This is a genomic window from Actinomyces sp. 594 (assembly GCF_019325145.1).
In the GTDB taxonomy this organism is placed as follows: Bacteria; Actinomycetota; Actinomycetes; order Actinomycetales; family Actinomycetaceae; genus Actinomyces.
In genome coordinates this window covers 17,913-31,132 of the sequence record NZ_PIZC01000031.1, presented here as the reverse complement: position 1 = coordinate 31,132, position 13,220 = coordinate 17,913, and the positions used below count along the sequence as shown (strand labels likewise).

Here is a 13,220-nt window from a genome sequence, read left to right as displayed (position 1 = left end):
TCCCAACCGTCCCAAAACCCATGAGACTCAACCGTCCCAGAAGTCATGAGACTCAACCGTCCCAGAAGTGTGGAGACAGCACAGTACCTTCCGGTCAACGATTCGTACTCTCCTGCGACGGTACGTACCTGTGAGTGCCGAACCGTCGCAAGAAAGTACGAATCGCCGGTGCAAAGGTACGAACCGTCAACCCCAGCGCATACGGCCCCGGACGCATGCTTGCCCCGCAGCACACCGGAATCCAACACATGCGCAGAGACAGCCCAGTCACTCTCGCCCGCCCCGGCGCCCGGGCACCAAAAGACGTCGGCGCTGCCGCCCCGAAGGGAGCAGCGGCGCCGACGTCATTTCTGGCGGTCACGGTGTGTCACAGGTGCCGGTTTCGGTGCGCGACGGCGCCACCGGCATCTGCGCGCAATGACAGGTCAGTCGCGGGGCTTCTCGCGCATCTCCCAGGTCTCGATGACATCGCCCTCGGCAATGTCACGGAAGCCGAGGTTGATACCGCATTCGTAGCCCTCACGGACCTCGGTGACATCGTCCTTCTCGCGGCGCAGTGTCTCGACCGTGAGGTCTCCGGCCACCACGACGCCATCGCGCACCAGCCGTGCCTTGGCACCGCGCTTGATGACGCCCGAGCGGACGATCGAGCCGGCGATCGAGCCGAACTTCGAGGAGCGGAAGATCTGCCGGATCTCTGCCGTACCCAGCTCGACCTCCTCATAGATCGGCTTGAGCATGCCCTTCATGGCTGCCTCGACGTCCTCGATGGCGTTGTAGATGACGGTGTAGAACTTCATGTCCACGCCCTCGCGGTCGGCCAACTCGGCAACCCGCACCGCGGGTCGTACGTTGAAGCCGATGATCACGGCGGAGTCCACCGTCGCCAAGTCGACGTCGCTCTGCGTGACCGCGCCTACGCCGCGGTGGATGACCCGCAGGGCCACCTCGTCGCCGACGTCGATCTTAAGCAGCGAGTCCTCCAGCGCCTCGACCGCACCGGAGCTGTCACCCTTGAGGATGAGGTTGAGGGTGTCAACCTTGCCTTCCTTGAGGACATCGGAGAGATTCTCAAGAGACACGCGCTTACGGCGCTTGGCCAGCTCCGCAGCCCGCCCTGCGGCCTCGCGCCGGTCGGCAATCTGCCTGGCGGTGCGGTCGTCAGGGGCGACGATGAAGGAGTCGCCCGCACTGGGGACACTGGTCAGACCAAGCACCTGGGCCGGCCGGGCCGGGCCGGCCTCCTCCAGCGCATTGCCGTGCTCATCGAACATGGCACGCACGCGCCCGTAGGCGCTGCCGGCGACGATAGGGTCCCCGACGTGGAGCGTACCGCGCTCCACCAGGACCGTGGCGACGGCGCCGCGACCACGGTCCAGCTTCGCCTCCACGGTGACGCCACGGGCGTCCGTACTCGGGTTGGCGCGCAGGTCCAGCGCCGCATCTGCGGTCAGTAGGACCGCCTCTAGCAGGCCGTCGATATTGGTGCGCTGCTTGGCTGAGATGTCAACGAACATCGTCTCGCCGCCGTACTCCTCGGGCACCAGACCGTACTCGGTGAGCTGGCCGCGGATCTTCTCCGGGTTGGCGCCCTCCTTGTCGATCTTGTTCACGGCGACCACGATCGGCACACCGGCTGCCTGGGCGTGGTTGAGCGCCTCGACGGTCTGCGGCATGACGCCGTCGTCCGCGGCGACTACCAGGATGGCAATGTCGGTCACCTCGGCACCACGGGCACGCATGGCGGTGAAGGCCTCGTGACCGGGGGTGTCGATGAACGTAATCGGACGCGTCTCGTCGCCTAGGTTCACGCGCACCTGGTATGCGCCGATCGACTGGGTGATGCCGCCGGCCTCGCCGGCGACCACGTCCGTGGAGCGGATGGCGTCCAGCAGCTTGGTCTTACCGTGGTCGACGTGGCCCATCACGGTGACCACCGGCGGGCGCGGCAGCAGCTCGGCGTCGTCCTCGCCGGCCTCCTCGGCCTCCAGGTCGATGTCGAAGGACTCCAGCAGCTCGCGGTCCTCGTCCTCGGGAGAGACGATCTGCACGTCGTAGCCGAGCTCCGCGCCCAGCAGGGCGAAAGTGTCCTCGTCCAGCGACTGGGTGGCGGTGGCCATCTCACCCAGGTGGAAGAGAACGGTCACCAGCGCCGCCGGGTTGGCGTTGATCTTCTCGGCCAGGTCGGTCAGCGTGGCGCCCTGGCGCACGCGTACCGGGGTGGAGCCGTCGCCGCGGGGGACGACGACGCCGCCGATCGTCGGCGCGCTCTGCTGCTCGAACTCCTGGCGCTTGGCCCGACGCGACTTGCGTCCGCGGGGAGCACCGCCGCCGCGCCCGAAGGCGCCCTGCGTCGAGCCGCGGCCGCCACGGCCTCCACGTGGACCGCCGAAGCCGCCACGCGGGCCGCCACCGCCGGTACCTCCACGGCCTCCAGAACCGGGGCGTCCGCCTCGGCCTCCCTGACCGCCGCGGGCCGGAGCGCCGGGCCGCGCAACTGAGGAGCGGCCGGGCATCATGCCCGGGTTCGGCCGGGGTCCTGCGGAGCCGCCGGGACGCGGCCCCGGGCGCGGACCGCCCTGACCTGAGCGGGCTCCCTGCGGACGCGGACCACCGGAGCCGCCGGGACGCGGCCCCGGGCGCGGACCGCCCTGACCTGGACGGGCTCCCTGCGGACGCGGGCCGCCGGAGCCGCCCGGCCGGGGCATCCCCTGCGAAGTGGCGTAGGGATTGTTTCCCGGACGCGGCGCACCCGGACGCGGCCCCTTGCCGCGACCGCGGCCGCCGGAACCGCCCGGCCGGGGCATGCCCTGCGAAGTGGCGTAGGGATTGTTTCCCGGACGCGGCGCACCCGGACGGGGCCCGGGTGTGGGGGCGGCGGGGCGCGGTCCCGGAGTCGGTGCGGCCGGGCGGGGCTGCTGGTCGGCGCCGGGCGCCTGCGTGGGCGCAGGGGCGGGCGTAGGCCGCGACGGCTTGGGCCCGGCAGGCTTGGGTGCGGCTGCCGGCTTGGGTGCGGTGCCCTGCGGCTTCGGGGCCGCAGCCCTCGGCGTAGGCGCGGCTGGACGCGCCCCCGGCTTGGGCGCCGCCGGCGTCGGCTTCGGTGCGGCGCTGGAGGCGGGAGCGGTTGGCTTCGCCGCAGGCTTGGGCGCCTTGGCCTCGCCCTGGGCGGCGAAGTGCTCGCGTACCCGGCGAGCAACGGGGGGCTCAACGGTGGAGGACGCCGCCTTGACGAACTCCCCCTGATCCTTGAGCCAGGCCAGAATCACCTTGGAGGTGATCTTCTTGCCAGTGGGGTCGAGCTCCTTCGCGAGCTCATGAACGCGTGGTTTTGCCACTTTTCTCCTGTCCGGTTGCCCACCCCGAACAGGGTGGGCGCTAGTAGAGGCAGCTCATCGCTGGGTACTCATCGGGTGCCCATCAGCTTCCTACCCGCCTTTGCTATCGGTCTGCCGTTCCCCGGTCGGGGACGGTGTGCACACGCGACCGCTGTCCGCCCTGTGAAGGCGAACCCAGTCGCGCACGCGGGTCACCTCGGGTGATCCGCGCATGCGTAGGGCGCGCCCGAAGGCGCGCCTGCGCTCGGCGAGGTCGACGCACTCAGGGTCCGGGTGGATCCATGCGCCCCGCCCAGGCATGATGGCCCGGGCGTCGACGGCCAGCTCGCCACCGTCCGTCAGGACCAGGCGCAGCAACTGCGCCCGGGGGGCCTTGCCACGGCAGCCGATGCAGGTGCGTTCGGGCACGTGGGGGGTATTGACCACCGGCTGGACGCGTCCTTCCGCTCGCTGTCGCCTACCGCCGCGAGTCACCGGGCGGAGGCCCGGTGCATGCCCGCAGGCAGGCCGAGGTCAAGTGTAGCGGGGTTAGCGGTCAGTCCTCAGCGCCGGGTGCTGAGGGACCAGTCACGTCGTCGGCACGGGAATCGCGCCCGGGGGTGACGTCACCGGACTCGGTGTCTGCGTGGATGTCGATCTTCCAACCTGTCAGCCTGGCCGCCAGGCGTGCGTTCTGCCCTTCCTTGCCGATCGCAAGCGAGAGCTGGAAGTCTGGGACGATGGCACGGGCAGAACGCTCATCGGCGTCGAGCACCGTTACGGAGGCGACACGAGCCGGCGAAAGGGCGTTGGCGACGAAGCGGGCTGGATCCTCCGAGTAGTCGACGATGTCGATCTTCTCCCCGCCCAGCTCCGCCATGACCGCGCGCACCCGCTGCCCCATGGGGCCGATGCAGGCGCCCTTGGCATTGACGCCGCGCACGCGCGCGCTGACCGCAACCTTGGTGCGGTGCCCGGCCTCGCGCGCTACCGAGACGACCTCGACGTCGCCGGCGGCGATCTCCGGCACTTCGCGCTCGAACAGCTTGCGCACCAGGCCCGGGTGGGTGCGGGACAGGATGATCTGGGCGCCCTTGGGGCCGCGGGACACCTCGGTGACGTAGGCGCGAATCCGGTCACCGTGCTTGTAGCGCTCACCGGGGACCTGCTCGTGCGGAGGCATGATCCCCTCGTGCTCGTCATCCAGACGCACGTAAACCAGGCGCGGGTCGCGCCCCTGCTCGACGGTTCCGGAGATGAGCTCGCCGGCCTTGTCCTTGAAGGCACCCAGGACCTCGAAGTCGCGACGGTCCTGGATGCGCTGCACGATCACCGAGCGGGCAGTGGCCTGGGCGATGCGGCCGAAGTCCTCGGGGGTGTCGTCGAAGTACTCGCCGGTGGGCTCGTCGTTCTCGTCTACCTCGGGAGCGAGCACTGTCATGTGTCCGCTGCGGCGGTCGATCTCCACGTGCGCGCCGCGGATGGCGCCGGGGACCTTGCTGTAGGCGCCCAGGATGGCGTCCTCGATGGCGGGCAGCAGATTGTCCAGGTCGATGCCCAGCTCGTCGGCTGCACCGCGCAGCTCCGGCATGTTGATGTCCATGATTCCTAATTCCTTTGTCTCGTCTGGGTGCGGTCGGCGTCGCCGGCTGGGTCCGGGCGGGGCGCCGGGGCGGGGCTGGGGCCGCTTACATGCTCACGACCATACGGGCGGCGGTGATGTCAGCGAGCGCGATGGTGCGGGGCGAGTCGTCGACGGAAAGGGTCACGGTGTCGGCGTCGGCGGCGGTGACCTCGCCCTGCAGCGTCTGCTCCTCGGCGGTGGTGATTACCGCGCTGTGGCCGACGGCGCGGCGGAAGTGGCGGGGCGTGTGCAGTTCCCGCTCGGCGCCGGGGGTTGTCACCTCCAGCGTGTACTGGCCGGCCACCGGGTCTGCTGCGTCGACGGCGTCGGAAATGGACTGGGTGACCTCGCCGAGGGTCTCCAGGTCGAGGTCACCGGGGCCGTCGGCGAGGTCGACAACTACCCGCAGCGTGGTGTACTTGCCGGCGCGGGCCAGGCGCACGTCCTCCAGGAAGAGCCCGGCCCCCTCGACGATGGGCGCGAGCAGCTGGCGCAGGCCGGGCTCCTGGCTCCGGACGGAGGCGTCGGTCATGTGGAGGTTCCTCCCGTAGTGGGCCCGGTGGGGGCGGATTGTGTCTGGGTTCTTCGAAGTCGGATCGGTTGATCGCCACCATGCTACCCGCCCGTGCGAGGATGGCCAGGTGACACCGACGCCCGCCATCGTTTCTGCCACGCCCTCCCCGCAGCCTGCCCAGCGCCGCGCTGCCCGCGACGGCGGGGCGCATCGGCCCGGATCGGCTGCGGCGGGGGCGCTCCCCCGCCGGGTGCTGCTGCGCCGCGCGGGCGTCCTCGCCCTGACGGCGGCGGTTGCCGCCACCGGCGCCTGCGGGCTGCGAGTGGGCGAGGGCTCGCCGGCCTCGTTGCCGACGACGCCCGCGCAGGAGGTGGTGCGCGACGGACTGGCCCGGCAGGCGACACTGATCGGCTCGACCGCGGAGGTGATCGCCCGCTCCGGCGTGCCGCAGTCCGCCCAGGCGGACGTGATCGCCACGGCCGCTCAAAACCAGCTGGAAGCCCTGGGCGGAGTGTGGGACCCGTGGGCGACGCCGGTGCCCACCACCTATGAGACGGTCGCCCCGCTCCCCTCCGCCGCAGCGGATGCCGACACCACCGACCTGACCGCCGCCCTGGTGGACGGGGCTGCCATGGCGCGTGAGGCGGCTGCGGCTTGTGATGACCCGGGCACGGCCCGCCTGTACGCCTCCTTGGCGGTGGCCTGGTCGCTTCGGGCGCTGCAGCTGGACGGGAAGGCGGTGGAGACCGCCGGACGGGATGCGGCCGCCCTGTCCGAGCCGCTGCCCGGAGCGCTGCTGGCCGCCTACGACGCGGCCCGCTACGCGCTGGAGGAGGTGGCGGCGCGTGCGACGGGCGCGGACCGCACCCGTGCCGAGGCGGACGTGGCCTACGCCAAGGCACTCGTAAGCGCCTCGCTGGCACTGGGCGGCGAGGACACCCGGCTGGCGGCCTACGCCGCCCCCACGCAGGCGGCGGACTCGGCCACGTCCATTGACGTGACCTGGGCGCGGCAGGTATGGCTGGCCGTGGAAGAGACGGAGCTGGCTGGCGTTACGGCAGCCGGGGGCGAGGCCACCGAGGCGGCGATCGACGCGGCCCTGGAGGCGGCCCTGCGCGCCCGGGCGTGGGGCGCGGGCGTGGACGCCCCGTTGCCCGGCTACGCGGACTGAGCGGCTCGATTCCTGCCAGGTGGGCTATCGTCCCGCCGACAGGTCGCGAATTAACACAAATACATATGTCTGTACAGCGCTCTGTCGACATTGATATTGATGACTGATGCTACCGCCATCGGCGGCATCACATCATGCGTCAACCTCGCCACGGTCAGCAGCGGGCTAGCCCCGTGAGCCGCTTGTTGCAGTCTTCAGGCCCGACGACGGTCCTGGCGCTGTTCTCTCAGACGATCCGGGTAGTACTGCGCACGGGCGGCAAGGATGGCCAGCCGGGTGCGTGACTCACACCTGAAAGCAGCAAGCACCTTCGATGCATAGGTACGCACGGAAGCGTCGGACAGTCCCGTCTGCTGCGCGATGGCCCGGTTACTCAGCCCCTCTACAATCCCGTCGAGCACAGGGCGCAGGCGCGTGTCCAGCCCGTCGACGCGTGCCCGGAATGTCCGTCCTTGCAGAGACTCCGCCGTATGCTGGCGATAGCTCTCAACCAGTCGCTCGGTTGCTGCCGGCGCCATCACCTGCCGTCCCGCGGCCGCGGCTAGCAGCGCGTTCACGATCGCCGGCGCAGGAAGATCCTTGGTCAGGAAGCCGACGACCCGCTCCAGCAGGGCCTGACCCAAACTCTCGGGGTATTCGAAGGCTGTCAGCATGACAATACGCACGCTTGGGAAACGCTGAACAACGGCGTGGGCGGTGTCCACACCACTCATGCCCGGCATCGCATAGTCCAAGAGCAGCACGTCCACCGCCCGGTGATCGAGCGTTTCCAGGGCCTCCGCACCACTCGCACACGCACCCACCATGACAATGCGGTGGTCTCGGGACAGGAGTTCCAACAGCCCCGCCCGCAGGACGTCATCGTCATCCACAAGCAGCACACGGGGAAGAACCCCATCGGGCTTGCTCACAGCCGAATCCGCCTCTTTCATGATAATTCAGCCCTCCTTCTCGGGCAGCAGGCAGGTCACGACCCAGTGCGAGCCTACGGGACCTACGTGAAGCGCACCGCCTGCATTCTCAATTCGCTCACGCATAATGCCCAATCCCTGTCCTCCGCTCAGCGGTGCTGTCGCAAGGTCCTTCACTTGGTCATATGCCTTAGGAAGAGCAGACGAGACCGTCACGCCATTCCCCTCATGGGTCAGACTCAGGGTGATGTTGACGTCCCCCTTGTCTGCCGCGTACTTGAGGATGTTCACCGAGGCCTCTCGCAGCACCAGTCCGAGCAGCTCTCCATGGATTGTGGCGGGCTGTCCCCCGTCATCTACACCCTCGGTCTCGAGGTTGACGTCAAACCCGCGCGCGCAGCATTTCGACGCACTCATGCGCCGCCGCTTGCACGTCCCGTGACGACACCTTGCCAGCCGCGGGCCGCAACACGGCAACAATAGAGCGGACGTGCTGCAGCGCCGTACGCGTGTCGTTCTCGATCTCCGCCAACGCTGCTGCCGCAGGTACTTGCCCCTCTCCGGCAGCAATCTGGCACCGCAGCACGATTTGCGTAAGATCGGTGGCTACCGTGTCATGCAGATCGGCACCAAGCGTGGCGCGAATCCTGGATTCGGCAAGTTCACGTTCGAGTTCAAGCGCATACACACGCTGCGCCAGCCTGTCCCCGCGACGCTGATACTCACCGATGAGGTAGCCGGATGTGCCACAAAGCATTACGACAAGCAACGTACTTTCGACGATTATCGACACGCTTGGATACGAGGCAATCAAGGATCCCTGTAGAACCATCACCCCCGCAACGAACGGCCAGTACCAACTCCTGGACACCCACAGGGCCAACACCAAATATCCCAATACGAGGGTCGCCCTTGAATCCGCTATTTGCTCCGGCAGAAGCTGAACCAGCCCACAGGTAGCCACGAGCAGCCCTCCGCCAACTCCCGGACATATTCCCGTTGCCACCCCAAGAAGCGCCAGGAGAATCGTACTCCACAACGCGGGTGTCAGCCCGCGCTCGAGTATTACAGAGGCGACATCGATTACAAAAAGGAAGACTGTCGCAGCCGTGAAAAACCATAACCGCCCGGACAGACCGTGCCCACGAGATCGCAATTCCGACACAGTCACTTGCACAGCCACGGCATAATCTGACAGAAAGCAGGCCTTCCTTGCGAGAACAGCGAATCCACTCCGCGTTCAGCAGAAACCCCACTCATTAGTGAGATCACTGTAGCCACTGCGACCACTGCCTTCACGCCGCCAGCCAACCTTTCCGAAGCGTGCACCCACCCAGACCTAACGGTATAGAAATCACCTAGGAGAAGTACGTTCCCTACCCGCCGACACATCCCGCTCGTGCGCACGATAGACTGCGATAGTAGTCCCAATTGTAAGAGCAACACTTAACAAGAACCACCAGGTGGTCCACGATACCAGCAAGTTATTTTCCTCAGCACCGGGATTAAGATCGGCTTCGTACCCGAACGCGACCATCGCGCCGACGGAACCGGCAAGCGAGAGAAAAGCAAGCACTAGAATCATCAAGCGGGAGAGGAAACTAGCGAACATATCTATCCAATCTACATTCAGTTGCATCGAGATGCCACATTACGGCGTGGGAACCACAATTATGACGTGCGCGGCATTCTAAGGCCCTGAGTCATTGTTCGGCTCCTTCACCAGGGATCAGATGGCCTGCGATGTTGGCCACTACGATTCTAAGGGGAAGCCGCAGTAACCTCAAGGGGTGTCAACATATGTCGACACCTCCGACGCGATGCGACACCTGCGCCTCAGACGCCTCGTTCGTCTCCGTGCAAGGCGGTGAGAGCTGCGCGCACGGCCTCTATGACCTGCCTGGCGGCGTCGGCGACCGGTACGGAGGTGCGCTCGCCGCTGCGGCGGTCGCGGATCTCCACGGTGCCCTCCTTGGCCAGGTCGCGGCCGACCACCACGGTGTAGGGCATGCCGAGCAGCTCGGCGTCCTTGAACTTAACGCCGGCGCTGACCTTGCGGCGGTCGTCGTACAGGACCTCCACCCCGGCCGCGTCCAGCGCGGCTGCGAGGGATGCGGCGGCCTCGAAGACGGCGTCGTCCTTGCCGGTTGCCAGGACCTGCACCTGGTAGGGAGCCACCTGGATGGGCCAGGCCAGTCCCTGCTCGTCATGGTTGGACTCCGCCAGGGCCGCCAGTGCGCGGGTGACGCCGATGCCATAGGAACCCATCGTGACGATACGGGACTTGCCGTTCTCGTCCAGGACGGTAAGGCCCAGGGCGCGCGCGTACTTGCGTCCCAGGGCGAAGATGTGCCCGAGCTCGATGCCGCGAGCCAGGTGCAGAGGGCCGGAGCCGTCGGGGGCGGGGTCGCCCTCGCGGATCTCCGCCGCCTCAATGGTGCCGTCGGCGGTGAAGTCGCGTCCGGCCACCAGGTCAAGTACGTGCCGCTGGGGGGCGTTGGCACCGGTGACCCAGGCGGTGCCGGGCACCACCCGCGGGTCGAGGAGGTAGCGCACCGAGCCGGTGAGCACCTCATTGCCCTCTGCGTCCCGCTCCACGCGGCGCTTCGGCGAGTTGGGGCCGATGACGGCGGGGCCGATGTAGCCGCGCACCAGCTCGGGGTGGGCGGCGAAGTCGGAGTCGGTGGCAATCTCCACCTCGGCGGGGGCGACGGCGGCCTCCAGGCGCCGCATGTCGACGTCGCGGTCTCCGGGAATTCCGACGACCAACAGCTCGCGCTCACCGTCGGGATGAGTCAGGGCGACGACGACGTTCTTGAGCGTGTCCGCAGCGGTCCAGGCGCGCCCGTCGGAACGCGGGTGGACAGCATTGATGAAGTCCACCAGGGTCTCGATGGTGGGAGCGTCGGGCGTGTCCACCTCCCGGGCCGGGCCGACCCCGGAGGCGTCGACATCGGCGGGAACGGGAGTGGTGACCGCCTCCGCGTTGGCGGCATAGCCGCCGTCGGTGCGTACGAAGGTGTCCTCGCCGATGGGCGAGGGGTGCAGGAACTCCTCGGAGTGGGAGCCGCCCATGGCACCACTCATGGCGTTGACGATCACGTACTCCAGACCCAGCCGCTTGAAGATGCGCTGGTAGACGGCGCGGTGCGCCTGGTAGGAGGCCTCCAGGCCGGCGTCGTCGATGTCGAAGGAGTAGGAGTCCTTCATGACGAACTCGCGGCCGCGGATTACGCCGGCGCGCGGGCGGGCCTCGTCGCGGTACTTGGTCTGGATCTGGTAGATGGACACCGGCAAGTCCTTGTAGGAGGAGTACAGGTCCTTGACCAGGAGGGTGAACATCTCCTCGTGGGTGGGCGCCAGCAGGTAGTCCGCGTCCTTGCGGTCGGTCAGCTTGAACAGGGTGGGCCCGTAGTCGTCCCAGCGGCCGGTGGCCTTGTAGGGCTCCGCAGGCAGCAGCGCCGGGAAGAGCACCTCCTGGGAGATGGCGTCCATCTCCTCGCGGACGATCGCCTCGACCTTGCGCAGGGTGCGCAGTCCCAGCGGCAGCCAGGTGTAGACGCCGGGTGCGGTGCGGCGGATGTAGCCGGCGCGCACCAGCAGCTTGTGGCTGGCGACCTCGGCGTCGGCGGGGTCCTCGCGCAGAGTACGGATGAAGGCCTGGGACATCGTCTGAAGCACGGAGTGATCTTACGTGCTGCCGGCCCATGCACGCGTCCGGCGGCCGTGGTCCGAACACCACATGGTTTGCGCAACAAACTAGTTGGTGTAGACTGGTCGTATCGGTTTGTTCAACAAACTACTTTGAACCGAAAGAGGATGAGGTCATGTCCCCCGCAGCGCCACCTCCCGCAGACAACACCAGCCACTTCAATGCCGCTGAGGCGTTGGCCGCCATCAGGGAGCAGCAATACACCTATCGGCGTCGCATAGAGGTCCGCTCCGCACCCCTCTACACCGCCTGGGGCCTGGCCTGGCTGATCGGGTACGGCGTTTGCGGACTCAGCGTTGGCAGCGACTATGCGCTGGCACCCGGACCGTTTCTGGTCTTCATGGGCTGCCTCGTAGCCGCCGCCGTCTTTACCTGCGTATACATCGCCCGGCGCTCACGTGGGCTGCGTGGCCGCAGCACCTGGGTCGGCACACTGTACGGGCTGGCCTGGGCGGGCGGCATGATCCTGGCCTTCGCCACATCCTCCCGGGTGGGCGCCTTCCTGAGCGAGCTGGGCACCGCCCAGGCGACGAACATGGGCGCGATCCTCTCCAACGCCCTGCCGTGTCTGGTAGTCGGGGTGCTGTTCCTGGCCGGGGCCGCCATCTGGGAGGAGACCTCGCTGGCCGTCACCGGCAGCTGGGTCCTCGTGACCACCCTGGCGGCTACCATCGTCGGCGGACACGCGCTGTGGGCCATCATGGCGCTTGCCGGCGGAGGCGGCCTGGTGGCGGCAGGGATCACGACGGCGCTGCTTGGCCGCCGCCAGAGCGCACCCGTGCGGGACTGACGATGCCCAGCACCAGCGAACCGCTCGACCCGGTCATTCACGCCCAGTCCCGCCTGCGGATCATGGCCACCCTGGCCGCGGTCCCCCGGGGAGACGCCCTGGTCTTCCCCCGTCTGCGCGAGCTGCTGGGGATGACGGCGGGCAACCTGTCCGCCCACCTGTCACGGCTGGAGGAGGCGGGGTACGTGGAGCAGAACAAGACCTTCTCCGGACGCATGCCCGCCACCTACGTCTCGCTCACGCCTCGAGGCCGCGCGGCCTTCACCGAATACACCCGGCAGCTGCGCGCCTTGCTGGATGCCGAGTGACGGCGACGCCCGCTATGAGTGCGCCAGACTCCTGGTGGCGGATCTGACGCGTCACGGCTTAGAACAACTCGAGCCCGAGCGACCCCTAGAGATCGATCCGAAGACCGGTGTTCCGGCTCTTCCGGTTTGGGATGTGGTGGTTCGTCGGGTGGTGTGACGCGTATCTGGAGTGGAGGGTGCCTGGGTTGGAGGACGCCTGGGTTGGAGGGTGCCTGGGTTGGAGGGTGCCTGCATGGCTGGGCTCGGCGGGTTGGCCGCTGAGACCGGCACTTGTAACACGCTGAGACCGGCACAAGTAACGCACCGAGGTCGGTGGACGTTACCGGTGCCTGGTGTGTGAGGGCGTGTTGGCCTCGGGGTACATGTGTTGCCGTGACCGCGTGGGCGTGACGGTTCGTACCTTCGTGTCAGAGTTCGTATGTTCTGGTAGGCGATTCGTACCTTCTTGTGACGGTTCGGCACCTAGGGGTACGTACCGTCGTCGGAAGTGCCGAAGCGTTGATGCCAAGTGCCGAACCGTCATCGGAAGTGCCGAACCGTCACCCCGGGGTACGCGGGCGCACACGCCAGACCAGCGCCCTGGCCGTCATGCCTGCACCCTGGGCGGTTATGTCTTGACCCCGGGGGGTGTTGAGTAGGGCGTCAAGATCACCGGTGTGCGTTGTCGATGGTCGCGGTCCCGTTCCGGCGCCCAGATGCTCCCAACGGTCCTGACGAGTCGTCCCCGCGAGCCAACAACGGCCCGCCCGAGAACGACCGCACCCGCCTGAGAACGACTCTGGTTCAGTGAGTACGTGCTCGTACGTCCGAGAACGACCCTGGTTCGGCGAGAACGTCCTTATCAGCCCCAGACCCTCCCGAGCGTGGAGGGCGTGG

The 13,220-nt window shown here is 67.8% G+C and carries 11 protein-coding genes; 3 read left to right on the top strand and 8 right to left on the bottom strand.

All coding sequences use genetic code 11. The annotated features are described in order from the left end of the window. Window positions 1-425 precede the first annotated feature (425 nt). The 4 genes from infB to rimP all read right to left on the bottom strand — a co-directional run bounded on the left by infB (window position 426) and on the right by rimP (window position 5,470). Window positions 426-3,335 carry a translation initiation factor IF-2 gene (gene infB, locus GZ998_RS04255; protein WP_219109128.1) on the bottom strand — a complete coding sequence of 970 codons (2,910 nt, stop codon included), beginning with the start codon at window positions 3,333-3,335 and terminating at the stop codon, window positions 426-428. 90 nt (window positions 3,336-3,425) lie between these two features. Continuing rightward, window positions 3,426-3,761: a YlxR family protein gene (locus GZ998_RS04250; protein ID WP_219109127.1), complete on the bottom strand. Its 336-nt coding sequence runs from the start codon at window positions 3,759-3,761 to the stop codon at window positions 3,426-3,428. A gap of 109 nt (window positions 3,762-3,870) precedes the next feature. Continuing rightward, a complete protein-coding gene (nusA, locus tag GZ998_RS04245; RefSeq protein ID WP_162680080.1) occupies window positions 3,871-4,917 on the bottom strand; it encodes a transcription termination factor NusA in 1,047 nt (348 codons plus the stop codon). An 85-nt stretch (window positions 4,918-5,002) separates the two neighbouring features. Further along, window positions 5,003-5,470, bottom strand: coding sequence for a ribosome maturation factor RimP (gene rimP, locus GZ998_RS04240; protein WP_162680079.1), 468 nt, complete (start codon window positions 5,468-5,470; stop codon window positions 5,003-5,005). A 109-nt stretch (window positions 5,471-5,579) separates the two neighbouring features. Here rimP and GZ998_RS04235 point away from each other — a divergent pair, with 109 nt between their 5' ends. Further along, entirely contained in the window at window positions 5,580-6,623 is a 1,044-nt protein-coding gene (locus GZ998_RS04235) for a hypothetical protein (protein WP_308807158.1), read from the top strand. 194 nt (window positions 6,624-6,817) lie between these two features. Here GZ998_RS04235 and GZ998_RS04230 read toward each other — a convergent pair whose 3' ends face one another. From GZ998_RS04230 to GZ998_RS04215, 4 genes are all read right to left on the bottom strand, one after another. Further along, window positions 6,818-7,555, bottom strand: coding sequence for a response regulator transcription factor (locus tag GZ998_RS04230; RefSeq protein WP_162680078.1), 738 nt, complete (start codon window positions 7,553-7,555; stop codon window positions 6,818-6,820). Window positions 7,556-7,561: 6 nt separating this feature from the next. After that, on the bottom strand, window positions 7,562-7,951 hold the full coding sequence (locus tag GZ998_RS04225) for a hypothetical protein (RefSeq protein ID WP_219109126.1): 390 nt from the start codon (window positions 7,949-7,951) through the stop codon (window positions 7,562-7,564). After that, window positions 7,917-8,327 carry a histidine kinase gene (locus GZ998_RS04220; RefSeq protein ID WP_219109125.1) on the bottom strand — a complete coding sequence of 137 codons (411 nt, stop codon included), beginning with the start codon at window positions 8,325-8,327 and terminating at the stop codon, window positions 7,917-7,919. The genes GZ998_RS04225 and GZ998_RS04220 overlap by 35 nt, the downstream gene beginning before the upstream one ends. 1,043 nt (window positions 8,328-9,370) lie before the next feature. Continuing rightward, window positions 9,371-11,203, bottom strand: a complete 1,833-nt coding sequence (locus tag GZ998_RS04215) for a proline--tRNA ligase (protein WP_203234260.1) — start codon at window positions 11,201-11,203, stop codon at window positions 9,371-9,373. Between the two features lie 158 nt (window positions 11,204-11,361). Here GZ998_RS04215 and GZ998_RS04210 point away from each other — a divergent pair, with 158 nt between their 5' ends. Both GZ998_RS04210 and GZ998_RS04205 read left to right on the top strand, forming a co-directional pair. Then, on the top strand, window positions 11,362-12,036 hold the full coding sequence (locus GZ998_RS04210) for a hypothetical protein (RefSeq protein ID WP_219109124.1): 675 nt from the start codon (window positions 11,362-11,364) through the stop codon (window positions 12,034-12,036). 2 nt (window positions 12,037-12,038) lie between these two features. Further along, the gene (locus tag GZ998_RS04205) at window positions 12,039-12,344 is read left to right on the top strand and encodes a transcriptional regulator (protein WP_219109123.1); all 306 of its coding nucleotides are present in this window, start codon (window positions 12,039-12,041) and stop codon (window positions 12,342-12,344) included. Window positions 12,345-13,220: the final 876 nt, after the last annotated feature.

Excerpts from the sequence above, each read along its gene's own strand:
- nusA (WP_162680080.1), bottom strand. The coding sequence starts at position 4,917 with ATGGACATCAACATGCCGGAGCTGCGCGGTGCAGCCGACGAGCTGGGC.
- rimP (WP_162680079.1), bottom strand. The coding sequence starts at position 5,470 with ATGACCGACGCCTCCGTCCGGAGCCAGGAGCCCGGCCTGCGCCAGCTG.
- GZ998_RS04230 (WP_162680078.1), bottom strand. The coding sequence starts at position 7,555 with ATGAAAGAGGCGGATTCGGCTGTGAGCAAGCCCGATGGGGTTCTTCCC.
- GZ998_RS04225 (WP_219109126.1), bottom strand. The coding sequence starts at position 7,951 with ATGAGTGCGTCGAAATGCTGCGCGCGCGGGTTTGACGTCAACCTCGAG.
- GZ998_RS04215 (WP_203234260.1), bottom strand. The coding sequence starts at position 11,203 with ATGTCCCAGGCCTTCATCCGTACTCTGCGCGAGGACCCCGCCGACGCC.
- GZ998_RS04210 (WP_219109124.1), top strand. The coding sequence starts at position 11,362 with ATGTCCCCCGCAGCGCCACCTCCCGCAGACAACACCAGCCACTTCAAT.
- GZ998_RS04205 (WP_219109123.1), top strand. The coding sequence starts at position 12,039 with ATGCCCAGCACCAGCGAACCGCTCGACCCGGTCATTCACGCCCAGTCC.